The sequence below is a fragment of the Bartonella sp. CR84HXZ genome (assembly GCF_042194535.1).
In the GTDB taxonomy this organism is placed as follows: domain Bacteria; phylum Pseudomonadota; class Alphaproteobacteria; order Rhizobiales; family Rhizobiaceae; genus Bartonella; species Bartonella grahamii.
On sequence record NZ_JBHIMY010000016.1, the window covers coordinates 22513 to 45460 of the forward strand.

A 22948-nucleotide genomic window follows, 5' to 3' on the forward strand; every position below is an offset into this window, starting at 1 on the left:
GGTTTGAATGTAGGAATATACCTATGAGTGCTGTATCTGCGCAAAATAATCGTCGAAAAAATACATTTCTTAGCGATACGCTTATGTTTCGTATTGCCTCTACTTTGCCTAAGTTTTTGTTAGCAAGTTTTGAAGAAATAGGAGACTTTGCAGCGAGTCGAGAAGCATGGAAACTCTCTTGCTTGGCAAATCATTATAAGCCTTTATTGTGTTATAATGATGAATGGGGGCAACCGACGGAAAAATTAGAGATCCATTCTTCCTATCAAGCTCTTCAACAATATTCTAGACAAGCTGGTTTGGTTACCTCACTTTGGGAAAATACGAGCTCAGAAAATGGAGTACGCTATCAAGCGCGTGCGATTCGTTTAGCTTTATCTGCTGGTTTAGAAACAGGACATTTGAATGAAGTTATCATAACGAGTGCAGCTATTGCTGTGTTAATTAGTGATATTGAGCTCTTCAAAAAATGGCAAAATGTACTTTTATCACGCCAATATGATTCCTCATCAAAGCCTATTCATCATAAAAAGGCTGCTTCTCTAACTTGTGCATTTGATGATATTGAAAAATACGCTTTTAATTTTCCAAGTGTTAAGAAGATTTCTTTCGATGAAAGTATGGAACGTGATCTATATCGTTTAAATGTTGTAAAAACCAATGTTATTAATCCTACCGCTGACGGATATCTTGTTAGTGCAGATTTAAATGGTCATTTAAGTTGTTTTTTTATTCCACGCATACAAGAAAATGGCGCATTAAATGGATTTATATCGATTCGTCATTTAATTCAGCGTTCTGGAGAACTTTTAACACCAGAGGGTGTTGTTGATTTCCAAGGCAGTTATGGTTGGCTTTTGGGAAATGCTGGAGAAGGGCTTAAAGTTATTAAAGATATCGAGACGATGATGCGTTTCGATCAATCAGTAATATCGGCAGGTGTTTTGCGAGCGGCTCTTCAATTTGGCATAGATTTTTTCCGGAAAAAAATGCCCAATCAACCTTTACCACCACTGACAGAACGTATTTTTGCAGATATTGCATTAGATATAGCTGCTTCACAAGCATTGGTTTTGCGTTTAGCGAGAGCATTTGACAATGCAGCAAATGACCGTTCTGAAGCAGCTTTTGCCCGCATTATGACACCTATTATTGCTTATCACGTAAGTCAATTGGTTGTGCCTATTATTGGTGAAATTATTGCACAACTTGGTATTGAAAGTTTTATAGAGAATAATCCATTATCGCAAATGTTGCATAATGGGCCTGCACGAATTGTGAGAAATAGTTCTGCTAATCAATTGGTAAAGGATGCCATTCTTATTGCTGAAAAAGCACCGGGACTGTTTCAGAAATTGTTAGAAAAAATTGCTCTTGATATTGGACCAGCGGGACCACGAGCAATTGAAATTATTAAGTCAGCAGGTGATATGGCATCAGCAAATGAAGGTGCAGGAAGGTTTTTTGTTGAACAGGTAGCCTATGCAGCAGCAGCAGCAGCATTACGTTCTACAGACATAGAACATGTTGCAAATGCCTATATGGAAAGCCGTCTTGGGGGACAGTGGAGATCTTCCTACGGGATGCTCATTGCACGATATAATGCAGGGCATTTGCTCAATGTCCTCTATCCTTCCATATGATGAAAGTTTTGAATTCTATTGAGAGCACCTTGCAATATAAAAGCAGCGGCTGCCGAATCAATTCGGCTTGCTCTTTTAGCGCGCGATACATTCATTTCTAGAAGAGAACGCTCTGCAGCAATTGTTGACAGACGTTCGTCCCAAAAAACAAATGGAATTTTTGTATAAGCTTTCATATTGCTCACAAAAGCTCTGGTTGCTTGAACACGAGAACCGCTGCTCCCATTCATGTTAAGGGGTAAGCCGATGATAATAACGCCTACATTTTCACGGTCAAAAATTTTAATAAGTGTGTAAGCATCTTCTGTAAATTTTTTTCGCTGTAGTACAGGACGCGGATTTGAGACAGTCAACCCCATATCAGAAATCGCAATTCCGATAGTTTTTGTCCCTAAATCTAAGCCTGCTATTGTTTGTCCAGGCAAAAGATGTGTCATAACTTCGTTTATATTAATAACGGTCATAAGGGTATAATGCGTTTTTTAATGTTTCAGATCTAATGGTTATATTCTTCATTCATGTTATCTAATATTCTTGCGCTTGCAAGCTCAGCCTTGTATAGCCAGAATAAAGATTAATAAAAACAGAAAGGCGTAAATAGTATGTCTGTTGATCAAGAGACCGTCAAGCGGGTCGCACATTTAGCGCGGATTGCTATCCACGATGATGAGATAGAACCTGTGACAAAAAAATTCAATGCTATTTTAGGTTTTGTAGAGCAATTGAATGAAGTTGATGTCAGTGGAGTTGAGCCATTAACATCTGTGATGCCGATGACTCTACGAATGCGTGAAGATAGTGTTACAGATGGCGATAAAGCAGCAGATATTGTAGCCAATGCCCCTGTTACAGAAGAAAATTTTTTTCTTGTCTCAAAAATTGTTGAGTAACTTTTTATATTTTTGAAATTTGAGAACCAATATGACCGATTTAACAACCCTCACAATTGCGCAAGCTCGTGATTCTCTAATAAAGAAAAATCTCAAAGCAACAGAATTAACGGAAGCTTATTTACAAGCAATAGAATCAGCTAATCCAATTTTGAATGCTTATGTAACAATAACAGCAGAACAGGCAATGAAAATGGCTGCTGAATCAGATAGTCGCTTAGCGAGAGGGCAGGGAGGGCTTTTAGAAGGAATTCCTTTGGGGATTAAAGATCTTTTTGCAACCTATGGTGTTCATACTCAAGCCTGTTCACATATCCTTGATGGTTTTAAACCGCATTATGAATCAACTGTCACGGCTAATTTATGGCAAGACGGTGCTGTAATGTTAGGAAAACTTAATATGGATGAGTTTGCTATGGGCTCATCCAATGAAACATCATATTATGGTCCCGTTATTAATCCGTGGAGAAAAAAAGACTCGAATGAAAAACTCGTACCCGGTGGTTCTTCGGGAGGATCTGCTGCCGCTGTTGCTGCACAAATTTGTGCCGGTGCAACTGCAACCGATACAGGTGGCTCAATACGTCAACCAGCAGCTTTTACTGGAACTGTAGGAATAAAGCCAACTTATGGACGTTGTTCACGGTGGGGCGTTGTTGCATTTGCTTCATCCCTTGATCAAGCTGGACCTGTTGCTAGAGATGTTCGTGATTGTGCTATCTTACTAAGATCAATGGCCTCTTTTGATGAAAAAGATTCTACTTCCGTGAATTTACCAGTTCCTGATTATGAAAGTTATCTTGGTCAATCAATTAAAGGAATGAAAATTGGTATCCCAAAAGAATATCATATGGATGGAATGTCTCCAGAAATTATTGAGCTTTGGAAAAAAGGCATAAGTTGGTTAAAGGAAGCAGGAACTGAGATTAAGAACATTTCTTTGCCCCATACAAAATATGCTCTACCTTCTTATTATATTATAGCTCCTGCAGAAGCCTCTTCTAATTTAGCGCGTTATGATGGTGTGCGTTTTGGTCTACGCGTGCCTGGAAAAGACATCATTGAGATGTATGAAAACACGCGCTCTGTTGGTTTTGGTGATGAAGTCAAGCGACGTATTTTGGTTGGGACTTATGTTCTTTCATCTGGTTATTATGATGCCTGTTATCTAAGAGCTCAAAAAGTAAGAACACTCGTAAAACGTGATTTTGATCAATGTTTTGCTTCAGGCATTGATGCTATTCTGACACCAGCAACACTAACACCTGCCTTTGGTATAGCTGATGAAAAAATAAAAAATGATGCTGTAGCAATGTATCTTAATGACATTTTTACGGTACCCGTTAATATGGCTGGTTTACCAGGAATCTCTGTTCCTGCAGGTCTGTCATCAAATGGTTTACCTCTAGGATTGCAATTGATTGGTAAACCTTTTGCTGAAGAAGTCATTTTTCAGATAGCGCACATTATTGAAAAAGAAGCAGGGATATTCAGTGCAGAAAAATGGTGGATGTAATAATCAAACTTTACAAAGGAGCATTTCTCATTGAGAACGAGAAATGCTTTTTTAAAAGGTGGAGGGATGAGCTCTATTTCCTCAATTCGTAGTCTTTATCCACCAAGATAGGCTTCTTTAACACGCGAATCAGAGAGCATAGTTTTACCTTCACCGTGAAATAAAATATGTCCTACCTCTAAAATATAAGCATAGTCAGCTATAGAAAGCGCAGCAAATGCATTTTGTTCAATAAGAAGAACAGTTTTTCCCATCTCATTAATTTTTCTAATAATCGAAAAAATTTCTCGAACGAGAAGCGGAGCCAATCCCAACGATGGTTCATCTAATATGACCATATCAGGATTGCTCATGAGTGCACGGCCCACAGCAACCATCTGTTGTTCACCACCTGACATTGTTCCTCCCAACTGTTTTGCTCTTTCTCGTAGGCGCGGAAAAAGATCAAATATCCATTCAATATCACGGGAAATTCCCTGCTTATCATGACGGATATAAGCACCTAGATGAAGATTCTCTAAAACAGTGAGATGGGGCATGATACGGCGTCCTTCAGGACTTAGAGCAATACCTAATCGCAAAATCTCTTCTGGTGATTTTTTAATAATAGATTTGCCATTATAGGTAATTTTTCCATAAACAGAGCGATTAAGTCCTGTAATAGAACGTACAATACTGCTTTTTCCAGCACCATTGGCTCCAATTAAAGTGACAATACTTCCCTTTTTTATGGACATAGAAAGATTTTGGACAGCTTTAATGGCGCCATAATGAACGTAAAGATTTTTTATTTTAAGAATATCCATAAACATCTCCGCCAAGATAAGCTTCAATAACTTTAGGGTTATTACGAATTTCATCTGGTGTACCATTGGCAATGCAACAGCCATATTCCATAACCAAAATATGTTGGCAAAGCCCCATAACCACTTTCATATCGTGCTCAATAAGAAGAATTGTAAGATCAAAGTCTTTTTGCACTTTTGCTATGAATTTTCTAAGATCTTCACTTTCTTGTGGATTCATGCCAGCAACAGGTTCATCAAGAAGAAGCAATTTGGGCTTTGTGGCTAACGCGCGTGCAATTTCTAGACGTCGTTGCACACCATAAGGTAAAGCTGTTGCCGATTGATTGGCAAGGTGATCAAGCTGTAGCTGCTCAAGGAGCTCCAAGGAATTTTTATAAACTTCCTTCTTTTCTTTCATTGCTTTTGAAAAAAATAGAGCTGAAGAAAACCAAGGATATTTTTGTCGAACATGCGCTCCTACCATAACATTCTGCAAAACCGTTAACCCTGAGAAAAGACGAATATTTTGAAATGTTCTGGCAATATGGCGTCTACAGATAATATAAGGAGGCGCTCCAGAAATTTTTTGCTCATCAAAAAGAATGACGCCGCTTGTAGGAGCATAAAATCCAGAAATCATATTGAAAACGGTTGTTTTTCCAGCGCCATTGGGACCAATTAATCCAGTAATACTTCCTCGTTTAATTGCCATATTAATATTATTTACAGCAACTAATCCGCCAAAACGCATTACAATATTATTGAGTGAAAGGATGGTGTCGTTCATAGCTTTCCCTCAGTATTAGAAAGCTTTTTGCGTGTCAAAAAGCTATAAATTCCATTCCATGAGAATTCTCGTTGTCCCATCAACCCTTTTCTCCAAAACAAGATAATTACCAGCAATAAAAGAGAAAAAACAACCATACGAAGCCCTGGTGTTTCTGGAATATGTATGAAACCTAAGTCAAATGGACTTTCAATAATACGAAGCCATTCAAGCATAACTGTAATAATAATGCTGCCAATAATGCTTCCTGTAATTGAGCCGAGACCACCAGCAACTACAATCATCAAAATATTAAAAGTTAGAAGAAAATTAAACATTTTGGGATCAATGGTTGAAATAAGAGCAGCCATTAATGCTCCACCTATACCTGCAAAAAACGCTCCAACAGTAAAAGAAAAACTACGGTAGAAAAAAGCGTTAATTCCCATAGTTTTCGCAGCAATTTCATCATCACGAATGGCACGTAATACGTTACCAGTATTGCTTTGCAGTAAAAGGACAATAAAGAGAACAGTAAATGCTAACCAACCATAGTTCCACCATAATGTTGCATTTTGAGGTATTCCCTTGATACCTAAAGAGCCATTTGTAAGCGATGTTGCGTTCGTAATGACAATGCGAATAATTTCTGCAAAACCCAATGTTGCAATTCCAAGATAATCACCACCAAGACGTAATATTGGCAAAGCAATCAATAAACCTACAACTGCAGCACATAAACCACTTATAACAACAGCGACAAAAAAAGGTAATTGCAGATGATACAATGGTTCAGCGATAGGCTCCAGAATCCACATCATTTCTTTTTGTTCAGGGGAAAGAAGTAAAATTGCGCAAACATAAGCACCAATAGCCATAAATCCAGCATGTCCAAGAGAAAACATACCTGTGAAACCGTAAATCAAATTAAGCGAAATTGCCAATATCGCATTAATAGCAATCAGATTTATGATACGAAGCGTATAGTCATTAAAATGGCTATCAGCATAAAATAAAAAACCTATGAGAACTAAAACACTTATACAAGATAAAACAGTTGTCACTGACTTTGCCATTAGATTTTCTCCTGACTTTTTTTACCCATTAATCCTGTGGGCAATATCAATAAAATCAGAATCAATAAAATGAAAGCGAAGGCATCTCGATATCCAGATAGCGCGGGGAAAAATGCGATAATCATAATTTCAATAAACCCTAATAACAATCCTCCCAACATTGCTCCTGGTATCGAACCAATACCTCCGATAACAGCAGCGATAAATGCTTTGAGACCAGGAAGAACGCCCATATAAGGCTGAATTTGAGGATAACGTAAAGACCACATAATACCTGCTATAGCGGCAAGAGCTGAGCCTATTCCAAATGTAAATGCAATAACTTTATTGACAGACACACCCATCAAACGCGTCGTTTCAATATCATGGGAGATTGCACGCATAGCAAGACCCGGTTTTGTTTTATGGATAATCCATAACAGTAAAACAATAAGAATCAATGACACAACGGGAACGATCAGAGACATGGGAGCAATTCTAATGATACCATCTGCTCCTGATCCTAAATGCCATAAAAATGGTGTTACAAGAAAATCTGGTTGTTTTACACCTTTCGGAACACCACTAAAGAGTACAGTAGAAAGATTTTCAATAAAAAAAGAAACACCAATTGCACCGATAAGCGCCGAGATACGCGGAGCATGGCGTAGAGGTTTATAGGCAAGTTGATCAACAATAATACCCACTGCACTTGTAATAAAAATGGAAAAACAAAGAGCTAAAACCCAAATCGGGGTAAAATCTTGTGGAGAAATTTTAAAATAATAAACAAAACCTAACGCAAGGATTAAAAAAACAGCAATCCAGTAAATTGAAGGGCGCCTTTTAAACCCTATAAAGACCGAATAATAAATAAGAGCCGCGAGAAACAAAAGAAGAAGTGCTGCCCAAGCAGGCATAAAGCTAATTGTGGAAAAGAAAACAAAATATGCTCCCAGCATAAAGATATCACCGTGAGCAAAATTAATGAGTCTCAGTATACCGTAGACCATGGTGTAACCAATAGCGATAAGCCCATAAAGAGATCCCAATGCCAGTGCATTAAAAAAATACTGGATGAACATTTCAGTGCTCATCTCTCATCCTTCCACATTTGTTAATTTACATAGGATAACAAGAAATTTCTAAGTTTTTGGTTGAGAAAAAGATCCTCAACCAATTCTTGCATTTTAATAAGTAAAACTTTTTAATTAAAAAGCAGGTTTAACCTCTTCTAAATAAACACGTTTTCCATCCTGTATTTTAATGATACCAATAGGAATCTTAGGGTTATGATTTTCATCCATTGACATATCACCGAAGGGGGTTTGAAAATCTTTTAATTTGCTAAGAGCGATAGTAATTTTTTCACGATCAGCGCTACCAGCATTTTCAATAGCCTTCATGAACATCATATAACTCGTATATCCCAAAACAGAATTGATATTCGGTTCTTTGTCAGGATACTCTTTTTTCCATTCTGCTGTGAATTCTTGCGCAGCTACTGACATATTTGGCATATCCTCACTATAGGGAAGTGTCGTATGTAAGAAACCTTCTGAAGCTTTTCCTGCAATCGCAATGGTTTCTGGATTATCCATAGCATCTCCACCCATAATTTGAAACTTTGCTCCTAATTCTCGTGCTTGTTTCATAATGATAGCACCTTCAGAAAAGTAAGATGGAATGAATAAGATATCAGGTTTTTGCGCGATAATTTGCGTAAGAACAGCTGAAAAATCCTGATCTCCGGAATTATAGTTTAAATTTGAGACAACTTCACCACCTAATTTTTTGAAAGCACGCATAAAGTAGCTTGCAAGACCAATGGCATAATCGTTTGAAATATCTTTGAGGATAGCTGCTTTTTTTGCGTGTAAAGTTTGACTTATGTAAGTCGCGATTCCCACTCCTTGATAGGAATCAATAAAACAAGCGCGGAAATAATATTTTTTACCCTGTGTAACAAGAGGACTTGTTGAGGAAGTTGCAATGGTTGGAGTCTTTGCTTTTTCAGATATTTCACCACCTGCCAACGAAAGCGAGGAACCATAGCTACCAATGATTCCACTTACTTTTTCACTTGCTGTTAAACGCATAACAGCATTAGCTGCTTCTACTTTATCAGACTTATTATCAATAATAACAAGTTCTACTTTACGTCCTAAAATTTCTGGAATTTTTTTATGGGCTAATTCTATACCTCTAATTTCAAGCTGACCTCCAAATGCATTTTGACCACTTAATGGAAGATAAACACCAATTTTGATAGGTTCACTTGCATAAACATTTGCAGTAAATGCCATGAATGCTGTGATTGTCGTAAGGATTTTCTTCAATTGCATTGCGCATTTTCCTTAATTGAATTGTTGTTTTTTCACCTTATATTGAACTTCTTCATCATGCAAGTTACACATTTATGAAAATATCATTATGTAAAAAACCTTTCATATAACCTCTTTTGTAGGGCACTCTTTGTAAGATATGTAAAGCTTACAATCAAATAGTTTTATAAATATTCATGTTGATATTCTCTGACATTAACATAGAAGATACGACAATATGGGGAAATCTTATCTTGGGGCTTGCGTGTTGATACAAGAGCAATGTTTACTTAAACCTAGAGAATCAATATCGTACAATTTATAAGCTACAGGATCACGTTATTATGACGAGTAAGGATGCATTAAAAGATTGTCCCCTATCTGAAGATAGTATAGGTGCTTGTGGGGAGATTATCGAAATCAGTGGTGTCATTAAGTGGTTTGATGGTAGTAAGGGGTATGGATTTATTGTACCTGATTTACCTCATTTCCCCGATATATTATTGCATGTTACGGTAATGCGAAGGGATGGTTTTCAAACAGCTTTGGAGGGAGCGAAAGTTATTTGTGCTGTGGAAAGAACTGAAAGAGGGTTAAAGTGTGTTCAGGTGAAATCCATAGATTGTTCTTCAGCAATTCATCCATCAGAAGTTCCAGCCCGTACCCATGTTGTTGTTACTCCAGAAAGTGGACTAGAACGTGCAATTGTTAAATGGTTTAATCGTGACAAAGGGTACGGTTTTCTTAGCCGTGGGCAAGGAACAGAAGATATTTTTATTCATATGGAAACGTTGCGCCGTTTTGGTTTAGCAGAGCTTCGTTCCGGCCAAGTTGTTCTTGTACGTTTTGGTAAAGGAGAAAAAGGTTTAATGACAGCAGAGATTTATCCGGATATAGGCATTCCTTTAGCTACGCATTGAATTTCACGAATGAAAACAGTATGTTTTTAAAGGGGGTTATTCCGTAAATTTCTATAGAGGTAGGTTTTTAAAGAAAATATGGCTCTAGTGAATCCATAAACCAAATGGAGAAAGTTGCGCGTATTACGTTGAAAGAAACTAGAAAACAACAAGGGGGCAACCCTCTTATTTTTTTGACTTTTAAACTCTGGTACTTTTTATTTTAGAAACAAAATTTAAAAATTTTCTGTGGTGGAGACAAGAATGTTAAAGCCTTTTAAAAAGGAGCATATTGTTTTACTGGTAATGCTTTTTATGTTAGAAATGCGTGTTGTTGTAGCAAAAAAGCCCATAGAGATTCCTGTTCATCCGATTCCTTTAGAAATACATACAAAACAAGGTACGGTTTATTATAAGGTAGAGGTTGCTTTTACGCCGTCTCAAGCAGCAGCTGGTTTAATGTATCGGACTGATTTTCCACGCGATCGTGCAATGCTCTTTAAGCAGCTAAAAAGTTCTCAATCGGGAGATGAACAGAAAATTTTTATGTGGATGGCAAATACGCCTTTACCTTTAGATATGATTTTCTTAAACTCTGAGGGAATTATTGTATCGATTATTGAAAACACTTCTCCATTTTCGACAAATACCATTTCATCAGAAGTTCCTGCAGCTTTTGCACTTGAGATTAACGCTGGTGAAGTTTCTGAAAAAAAGATACAAAAAGGGCAACGTGTTATTCATCCTTTACTTTGTGGAAAGTGCAATAAAAAATGACCGCTGAAGATATTCGTTTTTTTGAATATAATGGTTTGCGATTTGCTTATCGAGAAGAAGGGCAGGGCGCGCCTGTTTTGTTGATTCATGGTTTTGGATCTTCTGCACGAGTGAATTGGTATGCAACGGGTTGGTTTCGCATTCTCACTGAAGCAGGATATCGTGTTATTGCTCTTGATAATCGCGGTCACGGAGATTCAGTTAAAAGTTATGATCCTGTCTTTTATACACCTCAAGCTATGGCTGGCGACGCAATAAAGTTACTACAGCATTTAGAGATATCTAAAGCCCATGTTATGGGATATTCTATGGGGGCTCGTATTAGTGCTTTCATGGCTCTTTTGCATCCAACATATGTACACAGTGTTATTTTTGGTGGTTTAGGTATTGGTATGGTAATGGGAGCGGGAAATTGGGAGCCTGTTGCTGAGGCACTTTTAGCAGAAGATATTTCTACCATTACCAATACGCGCGGTTTAATGTTCCGTAAATTTGCAGATCAAACGAAAAGCGATAGGCGTGCTCTTGCTGCTTGTATCATTACATCAAAACAGGAGTTAACGGCGTCTGAAGTTTACAAAATTAAGCAACCTTCACTTGTTGCAGTTGGTTCATTAGATGAAATTGGCGGTGCTGCAGAGCCATTAGCAGCTTTATTGCCTTGTGGTGAAGCTTTATCAATTCCTGGTCGAGATCATATGCTTGCTGTAGGCGATAAAGTTTATAAAAAAGGCGTTATAGATTTTCTTTCTCGTTATCCTATAAGATAAGCATTCTTCATAGATTTTAGCATTTACAAAAATACTCAGTATTTTTATCTCGTATAAATTGAATAAAGCTTATTTAAAAATTTTTCTATTGTGACATAAGTTTTTTATAAAAAATGGGAAGAAAGCTAAACTCTTATTAGCCTATTTTGTATATTTTTTAGAGATGTAATTCTTCTAGGGTTAGATAATTATACTTTAAAATTTATTAAAAAGAATTATTTTTGAATGATATAATAATATTTTTTTCTAAAAAATGTAATTTTAAATAAAAAAAGTATTATTATTTTTATCCTTTATAAAAGGAACAAAATTATAAATTATTGATCAATTTTTCTTACGAATATGCATTCTAAATGCGTATGCTAAAATTGGAGATAAAGTAAAATTATTAAAAATATACAGTTTTTGCCATTTTTTAATCTATACGGGTATATTTAATAATGATAGAATCCTTTTGTAAAAGTTTTTTATAAATGTATAAAGCGCGTTGTAAATATATGTAATATTAAGTAAATATTCAGATTAAGCTTTTTTACTAACTTTACAGAATCATGAGGTTGTCTTATTTGCGCGACACGCAGTTATTTAAATCGTTAAAAAAACAGGAGAGCATAGTGAATGCTGATGAAATAAAAAAACTTGATAATTATTTAAAAAATATATTCCAAAACTCAGCATTGCAAGTTAGAGCACGGCCTAAAAAGAGTGATTCTTGTGAGGTTTATATGGGAGATGAGTTTTTAGGCATTATCTATCGAGATGAAGATGAAGATGAGCTCTCCTATAATTTCTCAATGGCTATATTAGATATTGATTTAGAAAATTGATTTGTTGTTCATAGTTGAATGAAGTCTTTTTTATCCCATAAGATTTATATAAGTTTTAATGCTTTAAAGCTCGTATGATTATTTCGTGCAATAATAAGATGGTCATGGATAATAATGCCTAACGCATTTGCTGCATCTTTTAATCTATATGTCATTGTTATATCTGCATCAGAGGGGGTGGAATCGCCAGAAGGATGATTGTGGACTAAGATAAGTCCTGATGCGGATAACTCTAAAGCTCGAGAAATAACTTCACGAGGATAAACAGGGGTATGATCAATGGTTCCAGTTTGTTGCACCTCATCAGCAAGTAAGCCGTTTTTCTTATCAAGAAACAAAATACGAAATTGTTCACGTGTTTCGTGAGCCATAACAGCTTTACAATAAGCTAACACTTTATCCCATGATGAAAAAATATCACGTTTAAACAATTGCGCACGAGCAAGACGTCCAGCAACATCTGAAATAATTTTTAAATCAATTGCAGTGGCGGGACCACATCCTGGAATTTCTTGAAGTCGGTGAATATCTGCTCCCAACACATCAGCTAATGAACCAAAACGTGCTATCAAATTTTTAGCTATGGGTTTTGTGTTTGCACGGGGTATTGTACGAAAAAGCAATAATTCAAGATATTCATAATCTTCGATTGCATTTCCTTTTGACTTTAAATAACGCTTCCGAAGACGCTCACGGTGTCCTTGATAATGTTTATGGAGCTGTGCGTTTTTCTGAGGGGCTTCACTTTTTCTTTCTGATACTGGGGTGAGTGGAGAACTCGATGTTAATGCAAAGTGATCACTTTGAGTATTTTCCTTTTGATTTAATTTTTTAGCCATAACATCTCTACATTGCGTTAGGTATGCGAATTTGGAATATAAAAAATATTTTTAGGAGATTGTGTAAATATTTCATACCCTTCATTTGTGACACCAATTGTATGTTCATATTGTGCTGTCAGAGAGCGGTCACGGGTAACAGCAGTCCAACCGTCAGATAAAATCTTAACTTGTGGTTTACCAAGGTTAATCATAGGCTCAATTGTAAACATCATACCTTGTTTTAATTCTATTCCTTCTCCAGGATTTCCATAATGAAGGATATTGGGTGCATCATGAAAAAGCTGCCCAATACCATGTCCACAAAAATCTTTCACAATTGAGCATCGTTCAGATTCTGCATACTGTTGAATGGCTGCACCAATATCACCTGTGGTTGCTCCAGGCTTAACAATAGCGATTCCTTTCATAAGACTTTCATAGGTTATCTTTAGCAGGCGTTCTGCAGCACGCCTGATTTTCCCAACAGGATACATTCGGCTTGAATCCCCATGCCAACCATCAAGGATAAAGGTTACATCCACATTCACAATATCGCCTTCTTGCAAGGGTCTTTTATTGGGAATGCCATGACAGACAACGTGATTGATAGATGTACAGCATGAATGGCTGTATCCATGATAATTTAGATCAGCAGGAAGTGCTCCTCGCTTAGCACCAAAAATGAATACAAAATCATCAATTTCTTGCGTAGTAACGCCTGGCTTAATAATATCTGTAAGTGCATCAAGGCATTCTGCAGCAATGCGACCAACTTCACGCATTTTAGCAAAAGCATAATCATCGAAAATGCGAATCTTCCCATTAAATTTTAAAGGGCTTTTATTATATTCAATATACTCAGTCATTGTTTTTTCTGTTTTCTATTTTTACTCTCTGAATCGGAAAAATGCCTTCTACACTTACGTGACACTTTACAGCATAACATTCTACTCCTGATTTTAATGCTAAATCAAATTTACGTCCATAGAGTGGATCAAGATCATGACAGATTGTAAAAGCTGCGCAATCTTCTCGTTGAATAATATAAAGCATAGCAGCTCTTTTTCCTTGTTGTACAACTCCTATGAGCTCATCAAGGTGACGTGCTCCACGTTTTGTTTCACTATCAGGAAATTCTGCTAATCCTTTTTGACGAATAAAATGAACATTTTTGACTTCTAGGTAACAGTCAGGAAGAATGTCGTCACGTAAAAGAAAGTCAATTCGTGATTGTGTTCCATAGCGTTGTTCTTTTAAAATTGTTTTATATCCACTTAATTCTGGTAGTAATCCGTTTTGAATTGCTTCTAATGCAAGTTTATTGGGTAAAGCAGTATTAATGCCAACCAAAGTATTATCGGCTTCAATAATTTCTAATTGATAGGCATATTTTCGTTTGATGTTATTATGATATGAAAGCCAGATATTGGAGTTGAAAGCTGTTAATCCAAGCATTGATCCTGTATTAGGTACAGATACGGTGAGGACATGCTGATCATCTTGTTGAACATCCGCAAGGAAACGTTTATAACGACGGATAAGCTTTGCAGGAAAAAGTTTGGGAATAAAGTGCATATCCCTTTTTTAGGATTTATGATTTCATAATTCAACTGAGATTATGATTTGTAGGGGCTATTCCCTATAAAAAAAAGATAAAATTGATGTAAAAAACGCTACGATATCCTATATAAATTGTTATAAATTCCATCGTCCACTTTAATGGCTTTTAAAATTTATTATCTTTGAGTGAAAAGATAACATTGTCTATAATTTATTATTAAACAGCATTAGAGTACTGTGAAGAAGGTTTCGTAAAAAATAGTGGAGAGGGAGATAGTTAAGTGAAACTAGGTAAGATTGATGGCTGGAACGAATAAGAATCGTGAAAATTTAACAAATGGTCCCATTATTATTTTAGTTGAACCGCAGCTTCCTGAAAACATTGGTATGGTCGCAAGGGCAATGGCAAATTTTGGGCTTTCTAAGCTTCGGTTAGTCAAACCTCGAGAAATGTTTCCAAATGAAAAAGCTATAGCTGCTGCGAGTAAAGCTGATCATGTCATTAACAACACTGTGATTTTTAATACATTGCGTGATTCAATTGCAGATTTACACTATGTTTTTGCCACAACAGCACGTGAAAGATGTGGATTTAAAACTGTAAAAAGTGCTGTCGAAGCAGCAAGCGTATTACGTCAGCGTGAAAGTATCGGACATAAGACAGGTATTGTCTTTGGAAGAGAGAGATGGGGATTAGAAAATGATGAAATCAGCCTTGTTGATGAAATTATTACTTTTCCAGTTAATCCTGCTTTTGCGTCACTTAATATTGCGCAAGCAGTTCTTTTAATGTCTTACGAATGGATGAAAACAGGTCTAGAGGATGTCAGCGATACGGCATTTCGTGCCGCAGAGATGGAACCTGCAAATAAAACAATATTTCATGGTTTTTTATCTCAGTTAGAAGAGGCTTTGAATATCCGTGGGTATTTTAGACCCCCAGAACGCAAAGAAGTAATGCTTGCAAATTTGCGCTCTGTTTTTACGCGCGCTAACTTTAGTGAACCTGAGGTTCGTTTATTGCGAGGCATTATATCTTCTTTGGATCATTTTTCGCCACAATATCCACGGGGGAGTAGAGCACCTGAAGAGCGTGATCGTAAAAAAATTAAAAATAAGTGTGAAAACTAATGGATGAACGACCTGTTCTTTTTTTTGATAGCGGTATTGGTGGTTTAACAGTGTTCAGGGAAGCACGTATTCTTATCCCTGAAATGCAATTTATCTATGTTGCTGATGACGCAGGATTTCCTTATGGAAATTGGAAAGAAAATATTTTGAAAGAGCGTATTTTAAAGATTTTTACAAATCTTTTAATACGCTACAATCCAGCCTTATGTGTGATTGCTTGCAACACCGTTTCTACACTGATGATGGCAGATTTACGACAGAATTTTTCTCATGTCCCTTTTGTAGGAACGGTTCCTGCAATTAAATCAGCTGCTGAACAAACAAAATCTGGTTTTATTTCCGTATTAGCTACTCCTGGAACAGTGAAACGTGCCTATACAAATGAATTAATTAACTCTTTTGCTGGACAGTGTCATGTTCAGCTTGTGGGAAGTAAAAAGCTGGCTGGATTTGCTGAAGATTATTTACGGGGAAAATCTATCGATTCAGAAGAGTTAAGAAAAGAAATCCTACCATGTTTTGTGGAAAAAAATGGACAATATACTGATGTTATTGTTTTAGCCTGCACACATTATCCTTTTTTGATTAACTTCTTTCGTGAACATGCTTTATGGTCCGTTGAGTGGATTGATCCGGCGAAAGCGATTGCCAAACATATCAGATCATTATTACCACTGTCGGAAAAAGTACACGATCAATATATAAAGAAATATCAAGATTTTGCGTTGTTAACATCGAAAAATATCACTTCTTTAACGGAGAGTTTGTTTAAAGGATTTGGCTTAAAACTCATGAAAGGAGTTGACTTTGGGTTGTAAGACCAATAATGATGGTCTGGCTATTTTTTCAAGAAAATAGCATTAATTGACGTGTCCCGTGGATAACTTTGCATATTGATATGTTAAGGTATTCTGTCAGTCTTTAGTATTTAAAGGCAGAGGAGGGCGCGTTTCCTTGGGGTCTTAAGATCTCGTGTTTTATTTTATAAGGAAATGCGATGAGTAAACGCGAAACAACAAAGTATAAAATTGACCGTCGTATGGGAGAAAATATTTGGGGTCGTCCGAAATCTCCTGTCAATCGTCGTGATTATGGTCCAGGTCAGCATGGACAGCGTCGTAAAGGAAAACTTTCTGACTATGGGGTGCAGTTGCGCGCTAAACAGAAATTGAAAGGGTTTTATGGAGATATTTCAGAAAAACAATTTCATAAGACCTATGAAGAGGCTGCTCGTCGACGGGGTGATACTGGTGAAAATCTTATCGGTCTGTTAGAATCACGTTTGGATGCTGTTGTTTATCGTGCAAAATTCGTGCCTACGATTTTCGCTTCTCGTCAATTTATCAATCACGGTCATGTTAGTGTAAATGGTCGGCGCACAAATATTCAATCTTATCGTTGTAAACCTGGTGATGTTATTGAGGTTCGGGAAAAATCAAAACAACTTGTTTTAGTTTTAGAATCAGTGCAATTGGCAGAACGTGATGTCCCTGATTATATTGAAGCAGATCATAAACAGATGAAAGCAACCTTTACACGTATTCCTGCTTTTGCAGATGTTCCTTATGCTGTACAAATGGAACCTAATTTGGTTGTTGAATTTTATTCTCGATAATTTTTCTGCAAGAGAAGTTATTTTTCTCTTCTATTATAACTTCAAAATATTGTGTTATTTTTACAATCTCTGAAGTTAATAAGTGCTTTATGTGAATGGTTCTATATTAAGTTTATTGCTATGTTTTATAGTCATAGACTTATATAGTTCCATTTCTTTTTTGTGTATCTAATTTATAAATTCAAAAAACATAAATATAAGCTTGCTTTAATATTTGTTTTTATCTTTGCAAAACGAGCTGTTTATTGTGCAGGATATGGTATTATGAATGATGTTTCAGTTGAATATCAGGCAATAGAAGAAAACGAAGGGAGAGATGATCCTTTAATAAGCGAAGCAGATAATTGTCATCCAATGTTTCGTGTTGCTCCTTCAAGCGTAGAATTTAATAAATTGCGCAAACGACTGTTACGTCATATGCGACAAGCTTTGGATGATTTTTCTATGCTCTCTACAGGAAAAAAATGGCTTGTTGCTTTATCGGGTGGAAAAGACTCTTATGGTTTATTAGCGCTTCTTTTAGACTTAAAGTGGCGAGGTCTTTTATCCGTTGAAATTCTTGCCTGTAATCTTGATCAAGGGCAACCTGGATTCCCTAAGCATATTCTTCCAGACTTTTTAAGTTCTTATAAAATTCCATATCGTATTGAATATCAGGATACTTATTCCATTGTTACAGATAAATTGGCAGAGTCGCAGACATATTGTTCACTTTGTTCTCGATTACGACGTGGTAATCTCTATCGTATTGCACGTGAAGAGGGATGTTCTGCATTAGTTTTAGGTCATCATCGTGATGATGTTTTAGAAACATTTTTTATGAATTTGTTTCACGGTGGCCGATTAGCTGCCATGCCTGGAAAACTTAAAAATGATGAAGGAGATCTTTTTGTGTTACGTCCTCTTGTTTATGCAGCTGAGGAAGATATGGAAAAATTTTCTCAAGCAATGCAATTTCCGATTATTCCTTGTAATCTTTGCGGTAGTCAAGATGGTTTACAACGTAATGCAATGAAAGAAATGCTGAAAAATATCGAAAGACAAATGCCAGGACGTAAAGATACGATGATTCGCGCTTTAACAAATGTACGCCCAAGTCATTTGCTTGATAAGAAATTCTTTGATTTTAAGACCTGTTAATAAAGATTAGATATTTAAAAAAATAAGTTCAAAGAGTTTAAGATAAGATACTTATTTATAATGATAATTTATTTTTTTAATTTAAATACCGTAAGATTGTTTTGTTTTAAATTCTCTTATATTGCATCCATAAAAAACATTTGCTGGCATATCACAAAGGAAATTCTTGTGTGCATAAGACACTATTGAAAAAAGTTTCCTTTCACTAACTAATGACTGTCGCAATATGAAAAATGGGAAAATAGTACGATTGTCGATTTTCTCTTTTGTTAAGTAAAAATGGTGAACCTTGAGGATTTTATTCTTTTGCGCCGCTGTCACCTCATTTAAGGCATTAAATTAAGAGAATATATAACTGCTTGGTATTTGTGGAGTGTATAGCAAACATTCAGGGCGAGGATTGCTCGTAAATTCTCATGAAGTGAGTTACATAAGTGATCAAGTTCGATTGTGAGTAGCCGATCTTTTTATAAACCAATGCTGATAGAAATCTTCATCATTGAGGACAGGGAAGAAGTTAAATTTTCAAACTGCTACACCATAAAGATCATAGGCATCCGACTGTTCAATTTTAACGCTGACAAATTCACCAACACGCAACGGGCGTCGTGATGATATATGGACAACACCATCTATTTCTGGAGCATCGTATTGACTACGTCCTTTGGCAACTTTTCCTTGACTTTCATCGATAAGCACTTGGAGTTTTTTTCCAATTTTTTTCTTTAAAAGATGTGTAGAAATTTGTTGTTGTTTTGCCATAAAACGATGCCAGCGATTTTCTTTCACCTCTTCAGGAATATTTTCTAATCCCAAATCATTTGCGGCGGCTCCTTTTACCTCTTCATATTTAAAGCACCCAGCGCGTTCAATTTTTGCTTCTTCTAGCCATTCTAGGAGTATATTAAAATCTTCATTCGTTTCGCCAGGAAAACCAACAATAAATGTTGACCGCAAAGTAAGATCTGGGCATATTTTTCGCCATTTTTCAATTCTACGGTTTGTTTTTTCTATGAGTGCAGGACGCTTCATATGACGCAAAATAGCTGGTGATGCATGCTGAAAAGGAATATCCAGATAAGGAAGAATTTTTTTTGCAGCCATAAGTTCGATAACTTCATCAACATGGGGATAAGGATAAACGTAATGCATACGTATCCAAATACCCATATCGCCTAGTTCGCGACAAAGATCAAAGAATTTTGTTTTTATTGTACGATCTTTCCAAGAATTTTCGAGATATTTTAGATCAATACCATAAGCACTCGTATCTTGTGAAATAACTAAAAGTTCTTTTACACCCGCTTGCACGAGTTTTTCAGCTTCACGAAGAACATCGCTGATGGGACGTGAAGTGAGATCACCACGCAGAGTAGGGATGATACAAAAACTACACTGGTTAGAGCACCCTTCAGAAATCTTTAAGTAGGCGTAATGGCGAGGTGTTAAACGAATACCTTGGGGAGGAACTAAATCAAGAAAAGGATCATGAACAGGAGGAATTGCTGTATGAACAGCTTCTATAACACTTTCATAAGCTTGCGGTTTTGTAATAGCCAATACATTAGGATACGTTTGGCGAATAACATCAGGATCAGCACCAAGACACCCCGTTACAATAACTTTTCCATTTTTTTTGAGAGCTTCATCAATATTGGCTAATGATTCTCTCCTTGCCGAGTCAAGAAAGCCACAGGTATTCACAATAACGACATCAGCTCCTTGATATTGACGTGAAATTTCATACCCTTCAGAGCGAAGGCGTGTAATAATTCGCTCAGAATCTACGAGTGCTTTTGGGCATCCGAGGGAGACAAAACTAATACGAGGTGCTACCATGATGATCCTACAATTACTGTGAATGATTGAGTTACGCTTTTATAACTTAAAAATAATGTTTTTTATTTTTATACCTATGCAATACAATCTGTTACAAAGTTATTTGATTTTTTTCTACAAAATTTTATGTGTTTTTATGCATGGGTACAATTTTATCTTATTATATCGTAAAATTCTGTCATTGAGGACGATGATATAAGGTTGCTTCCTTCAAAGCATTCAAGTTCTTTTTAAAGTATGTGGTGAATATTTTAAGGCTTACTTGTCCCGCCTTGCGTAAGTGAAGGACAAATGGAGGGAAGGGAAAATGAAACCCGCTCGATAAGGATCTGGACTGTTTATAGACCGAATTGGGGCATCCTTTGGCAGTGGAGAGGAAGTCAACTGCGTGTGGCACAATAAAAAAATACTCAACAACTCCTTATTGCGATATCTATTGCGTACTATAAGGTTTATTTTTAATATTTGCGAATAAGTCCGGTAAGTTTGCCTTGTATTTCTACACGTTCGGATTCGTATGTACGTGCTTCATAATGAGGATTTGCGGCTTCTAATGCAATAGAAGCTCCTTTGCGTCGATAACGTTTTAATGTGGCTTCTTTTTTATCAATAAACGCAACAATAATTTCACCTGTTATTGCTGTATTTTGACGTTTCACAATGATCGTATCTTTATTAAGGATACCAGCCTCCATCATAGAATCATCTTTAACTTCTAATGCGTAGTGCTCACCTGTATTAACCATATTGCGTGGGAGAGAAAGAGTGTTTATTTGTTGCAGTATAGCAGAGGCGGGCACACTCGCAGAAATACGTCCCATAATAGGAATGGTGATATTTTTTTTTTCTTCTTCATCAAAGCTGTTAAGGTTACTCAAGCTTTTTGCTATTTCCCTTTTATTTCTTTCTATCATACTGGGAGAAATTTTACGTGCTAAAGAAAGGTTAAATGTTATCTTCTCAGGAAGTCGAATCACCTCCACTGCACGAGCGCGATTGGGTAAACGACGTATAAACCCTCGTTGTTCTAAAGCTATAATGAGCTTATGAATACCAGACTTTGAAGAAAGTTCTAATGCATTTTTCATTTCTTCAAAAGAAGGAGGAACACCAGTTTCTTTTGTATGGTTATGAATAAACAAGAGTAGCTCATATTGTTTACATGTTAGCATTCAATATTCCAATCAAAATAATAAAAAAGGAGTAAAGTAAAAATACATGTATATATAACACTTTTACAAATACAAATTTTTTCGCAAAATCAAAATTATTTTCTTTATTTTTGATCTTATAAGTTAAGTTAATAAAGCAATATATTTATTTATAGACATATTTAAATTATTATTTATATATTAATATATCTACATTAATATTAAACAATGTATAAAAATACTTTATAGCTCTGACTGAATTATCCAACACTAAATTTTATGACCAGTGTTATCCTTTTCTTCTAAAAAAATATATCTACGTATTTTATAATTTATGATATAAAAAAGCTAATTAGAAAGCATTTTATCAATAGCAGGATAGGCATTCTATATATTTAAAACACTCTATGGGTATTTAGATCATTTTGCACATTGCATATTATTTCTGCTTTTTTTAAGTAAAATTATCTACAGCTATAATAGTGAGCATAATTTATAGTCACTCGGGATACTTTCAATGAGACTAAATTTTTGCTTCATGTCTGCTTTATTCTACAGGATAAATTGGCTTTCGTTATATATTCATTATGCATGAATAAAAATCATACCCTCAAAATGCCATTGTTGCTCATTGTCCCATTTTCAGGTCTAACGTACCAACCGCTATATACTATTTTGCTGAACCCTAATGTTGAGATAATTTTTGGTTATTGACAGGAGGTATAAAAGGTATTTTCATTTCTTTTTTATAGTTTTATTCTCTCACTTGTATCTGTCATATAAGATATAATGCTAAAAAACACAATAAAGTCAATGGTTTGAGTAAAATTATTTTATAAGAATCCACACTTTTATGCATGATTCATTTGACCATTTTTTATATAAGATTGTCATGTATGAATAGACCATAAAAAGCTAATCATGATGTAAATGTTATAATGCATGTGTGTATTCAAATGAAATGAAAAGCAGATATCATTCATAACAGTTTATAAATTTATGATACGTTTTTATCACAGCACAAATTACATTGTTTTAAAGATTGGATTGTTATCACATGATAAAAACATAAAATTAATGAAAATACGCTTATGAAAGCATTTTCTAAATGCATGTTTAAACGTTTGAAACTGATGTTTATAACAGTTTTTAAAGCCTTGCGTTTGATAAAATCGGTTGTTTATTGTCTTATGAGAGATTGTTTTGAAAACCAATGCTCGTAAATGTAAAAATGGATTTTGTTACAAACTTTCACTTAATACACATTTGCTTTATTTACGTTCCTTTTGATAAGTTTTCATATCTCTAATAGAGCGCTTGCAATATGATACGTTTTGTATATATGCATTCATTACTCCATGTGGATGATTCATTTTAATCATTAGAATAGACATTTGAAAGCCGCGTCATATCACTTGGCACGGCTTTTTTTTATT

General features: G+C 35.8%; 21 protein-coding genes and 1 pseudogene. 11 read left to right on the forward strand and 11 right to left on the reverse strand.

Annotated elements, in window-relative coordinates; all coding sequences use genetic code 11:
- The first annotated feature begins 23 nt into the window (after positions 1–23).
- Positions 24–1643: an acyl-CoA dehydrogenase family protein gene (locus tag ACFIKD_RS07395; protein WP_273787944.1), complete on the forward strand. Its 1620-nt coding sequence runs from the start codon at positions 24–26 to the stop codon at positions 1641–1643.
- Here the strand turns inward: ACFIKD_RS07395 and ruvX are convergent.
- Complete coding sequence (gene ruvX, locus ACFIKD_RS07400) at positions 1628–2107, reverse strand: Holliday junction resolvase RuvX (RefSeq protein ID WP_330167622.1); 480 nt, start codon at positions 2105–2107, stop codon at positions 1628–1630. The two genes, ACFIKD_RS07395 and ruvX, sit on opposite strands and share 16 nt — an antisense overlap.
- Positions 2108–2245: 138 nt before the next feature.
- On the opposite strand from ruvX, the gene gatC reads away from it, so the two are divergent.
- Entirely contained in the window at positions 2246–2533 is a 288-nt protein-coding gene (gatC, locus tag ACFIKD_RS07405) for an Asp-tRNA(Asn)/Glu-tRNA(Gln) amidotransferase subunit GatC (RefSeq protein WP_015856421.1), read from the forward strand.
- Between the two features lie 31 nt (positions 2534–2564).
- Entirely contained in the window at positions 2565–4049 is a 1485-nt protein-coding gene (gene gatA, locus ACFIKD_RS07410) for an Asp-tRNA(Asn)/Glu-tRNA(Gln) amidotransferase subunit GatA (RefSeq protein ID WP_375647623.1), read from the forward strand.
- Positions 4050–4144: 95 nt separating this feature from the next.
- On the opposite strand, the gene ACFIKD_RS07415 is transcribed toward gatA, so the two are convergent.
- From ACFIKD_RS07415 to ACFIKD_RS07435, 5 genes are all read right to left on the reverse strand, one after another.
- Positions 4145–4855 (reverse strand): ABC transporter ATP-binding protein, encoded by a 711-nt coding sequence (locus tag ACFIKD_RS07415; protein ID WP_015856419.1) that lies wholly within the window; start codon positions 4853–4855, stop codon positions 4145–4147.
- The gene (locus ACFIKD_RS07420) at positions 4842–5624 is read right to left on the reverse strand and encodes an ABC transporter ATP-binding protein (protein WP_015856418.1); all 783 of its coding nucleotides are present in this window, start codon (positions 5622–5624) and stop codon (positions 4842–4844) included. The genes ACFIKD_RS07415 and ACFIKD_RS07420 overlap by 14 nt, the downstream gene beginning before the upstream one ends.
- Entirely contained in the window at positions 5621–6679 is a 1059-nt protein-coding gene (locus ACFIKD_RS07425) for a branched-chain amino acid ABC transporter permease (protein ID WP_015856417.1), read from the reverse strand. Before ACFIKD_RS07425 ends, ACFIKD_RS07420 begins: the two co-directional genes overlap by 4 nt.
- A complete protein-coding gene (locus tag ACFIKD_RS07430) occupies positions 6679–7755 on the reverse strand; it encodes a branched-chain amino acid ABC transporter permease (protein WP_273787948.1) in 1077 nt (358 codons plus the stop codon). Before ACFIKD_RS07430 ends, ACFIKD_RS07425 begins: the two co-directional genes overlap by 1 nt.
- A gap of 114 nt (positions 7756–7869) precedes the next feature.
- A complete protein-coding gene (locus ACFIKD_RS07435; RefSeq protein ID WP_015856415.1) occupies positions 7870–9003 on the reverse strand; it encodes an ABC transporter substrate-binding protein in 1134 nt (377 codons plus the stop codon).
- A 323-nt stretch (positions 9004–9326) separates the two neighbouring features.
- Between ACFIKD_RS07435 and ACFIKD_RS07440 the strand changes: the two genes are divergently transcribed.
- From ACFIKD_RS07440 to ACFIKD_RS07455, 4 genes are all read left to right on the forward strand, one after another.
- Positions 9327–9902, forward strand: a complete 576-nt coding sequence (locus ACFIKD_RS07440; protein WP_375647624.1) for a cold-shock protein — start codon at positions 9327–9329, stop codon at positions 9900–9902.
- A 243-nt stretch (positions 9903–10145) separates the two neighbouring features.
- Positions 10146–10658, forward strand: a complete 513-nt coding sequence (locus tag ACFIKD_RS07445) for a DUF192 domain-containing protein (RefSeq protein ID WP_375647626.1) — start codon at positions 10146–10148, stop codon at positions 10656–10658.
- On the forward strand, positions 10655–11428 hold the full coding sequence (locus ACFIKD_RS07450; RefSeq protein ID WP_375647627.1) for an alpha/beta fold hydrolase: 774 nt from the start codon (positions 10655–10657) through the stop codon (positions 11426–11428). Before ACFIKD_RS07445 ends, ACFIKD_RS07450 begins: the two co-directional genes overlap by 4 nt.
- A gap of 614 nt (positions 11429–12042) precedes the next feature.
- Positions 12043–12255 (forward strand): DUF3126 family protein, encoded by a 213-nt coding sequence (locus ACFIKD_RS07455; protein ID WP_015856411.1) that lies wholly within the window; start codon positions 12043–12045, stop codon positions 12253–12255.
- Between the two features lie 44 nt (positions 12256–12299).
- On the opposite strand, the gene radC is transcribed toward ACFIKD_RS07455, so the two are convergent.
- From radC to sfsA, 3 genes are read right to left on the reverse strand one after another with little or no spacing between them, the layout of a single operon-like run.
- The gene (gene radC / locus ACFIKD_RS07460) at positions 12300–13094 is read right to left on the reverse strand and encodes a DNA repair protein RadC (RefSeq protein ID WP_015856410.1); all 795 of its coding nucleotides are present in this window, start codon (positions 13092–13094) and stop codon (positions 12300–12302) included.
- A 17-nt stretch (positions 13095–13111) separates the two neighbouring features.
- Positions 13112–13942 (reverse strand): type I methionyl aminopeptidase, encoded by an 831-nt coding sequence (map, locus tag ACFIKD_RS07465; protein ID WP_375647628.1) that lies wholly within the window; start codon positions 13940–13942, stop codon positions 13112–13114.
- Complete coding sequence (gene sfsA / locus ACFIKD_RS07470; protein WP_375647630.1) at positions 13935–14651, reverse strand: DNA/RNA nuclease SfsA; 717 nt, start codon at positions 14649–14651, stop codon at positions 13935–13937. Before sfsA ends, map begins: the two co-directional genes overlap by 8 nt.
- A gap of 285 nt (positions 14652–14936) precedes the next feature.
- Between sfsA and ACFIKD_RS07475 the strand changes: the two are divergent.
- The 4 genes and pseudogenes from ACFIKD_RS07475 to ttcA all read left to right on the forward strand — a co-directional run bounded on the left by ACFIKD_RS07475 (position 14937) and on the right by ttcA (position 18522).
- Positions 14937–15774, forward strand: a pseudogene (locus ACFIKD_RS07475) (RNA methyltransferase).
- Positions 15767–16585 carry a glutamate racemase gene (gene murI, locus ACFIKD_RS07480; RefSeq protein ID WP_375647631.1) on the forward strand — a complete coding sequence of 273 codons (819 nt, stop codon included), beginning with the start codon at positions 15767–15769 and terminating at the stop codon, positions 16583–16585. Before ACFIKD_RS07475 ends, murI begins: the two are co-directional and overlap by 8 nt.
- Positions 16586–16764: 179 nt before the next feature.
- Positions 16765–17382 carry a 30S ribosomal protein S4 gene (gene rpsD, locus ACFIKD_RS07485; protein ID WP_015856405.1) on the forward strand — a complete coding sequence of 206 codons (618 nt, stop codon included), beginning with the start codon at positions 16765–16767 and terminating at the stop codon, positions 17380–17382.
- A 264-nt stretch (positions 17383–17646) separates the two neighbouring features.
- The gene (gene ttcA, locus ACFIKD_RS07490; protein WP_015856404.1) at positions 17647–18522 is read left to right on the forward strand and encodes a tRNA 2-thiocytidine(32) synthetase TtcA; all 876 of its coding nucleotides are present in this window, start codon (positions 17647–17649) and stop codon (positions 18520–18522) included.
- A gap of 525 nt (positions 18523–19047) precedes the next feature.
- Here ttcA and rimO read toward each other — a convergent pair.
- Both rimO and lexA read right to left on the reverse strand, forming a co-directional pair.
- Positions 19048–20361, reverse strand: a complete 1314-nt coding sequence (gene rimO / locus ACFIKD_RS07495) for a 30S ribosomal protein S12 methylthiotransferase RimO (RefSeq protein ID WP_375647632.1) — start codon at positions 20359–20361, stop codon at positions 19048–19050.
- A gap of 458 nt (positions 20362–20819) precedes the next feature.
- A complete protein-coding gene (lexA, locus tag ACFIKD_RS07500) occupies positions 20820–21533 on the reverse strand; it encodes a transcriptional repressor LexA (protein WP_375647634.1) in 714 nt (237 codons plus the stop codon).
- Positions 21534–22948 lie beyond the last annotated feature (1415 nt).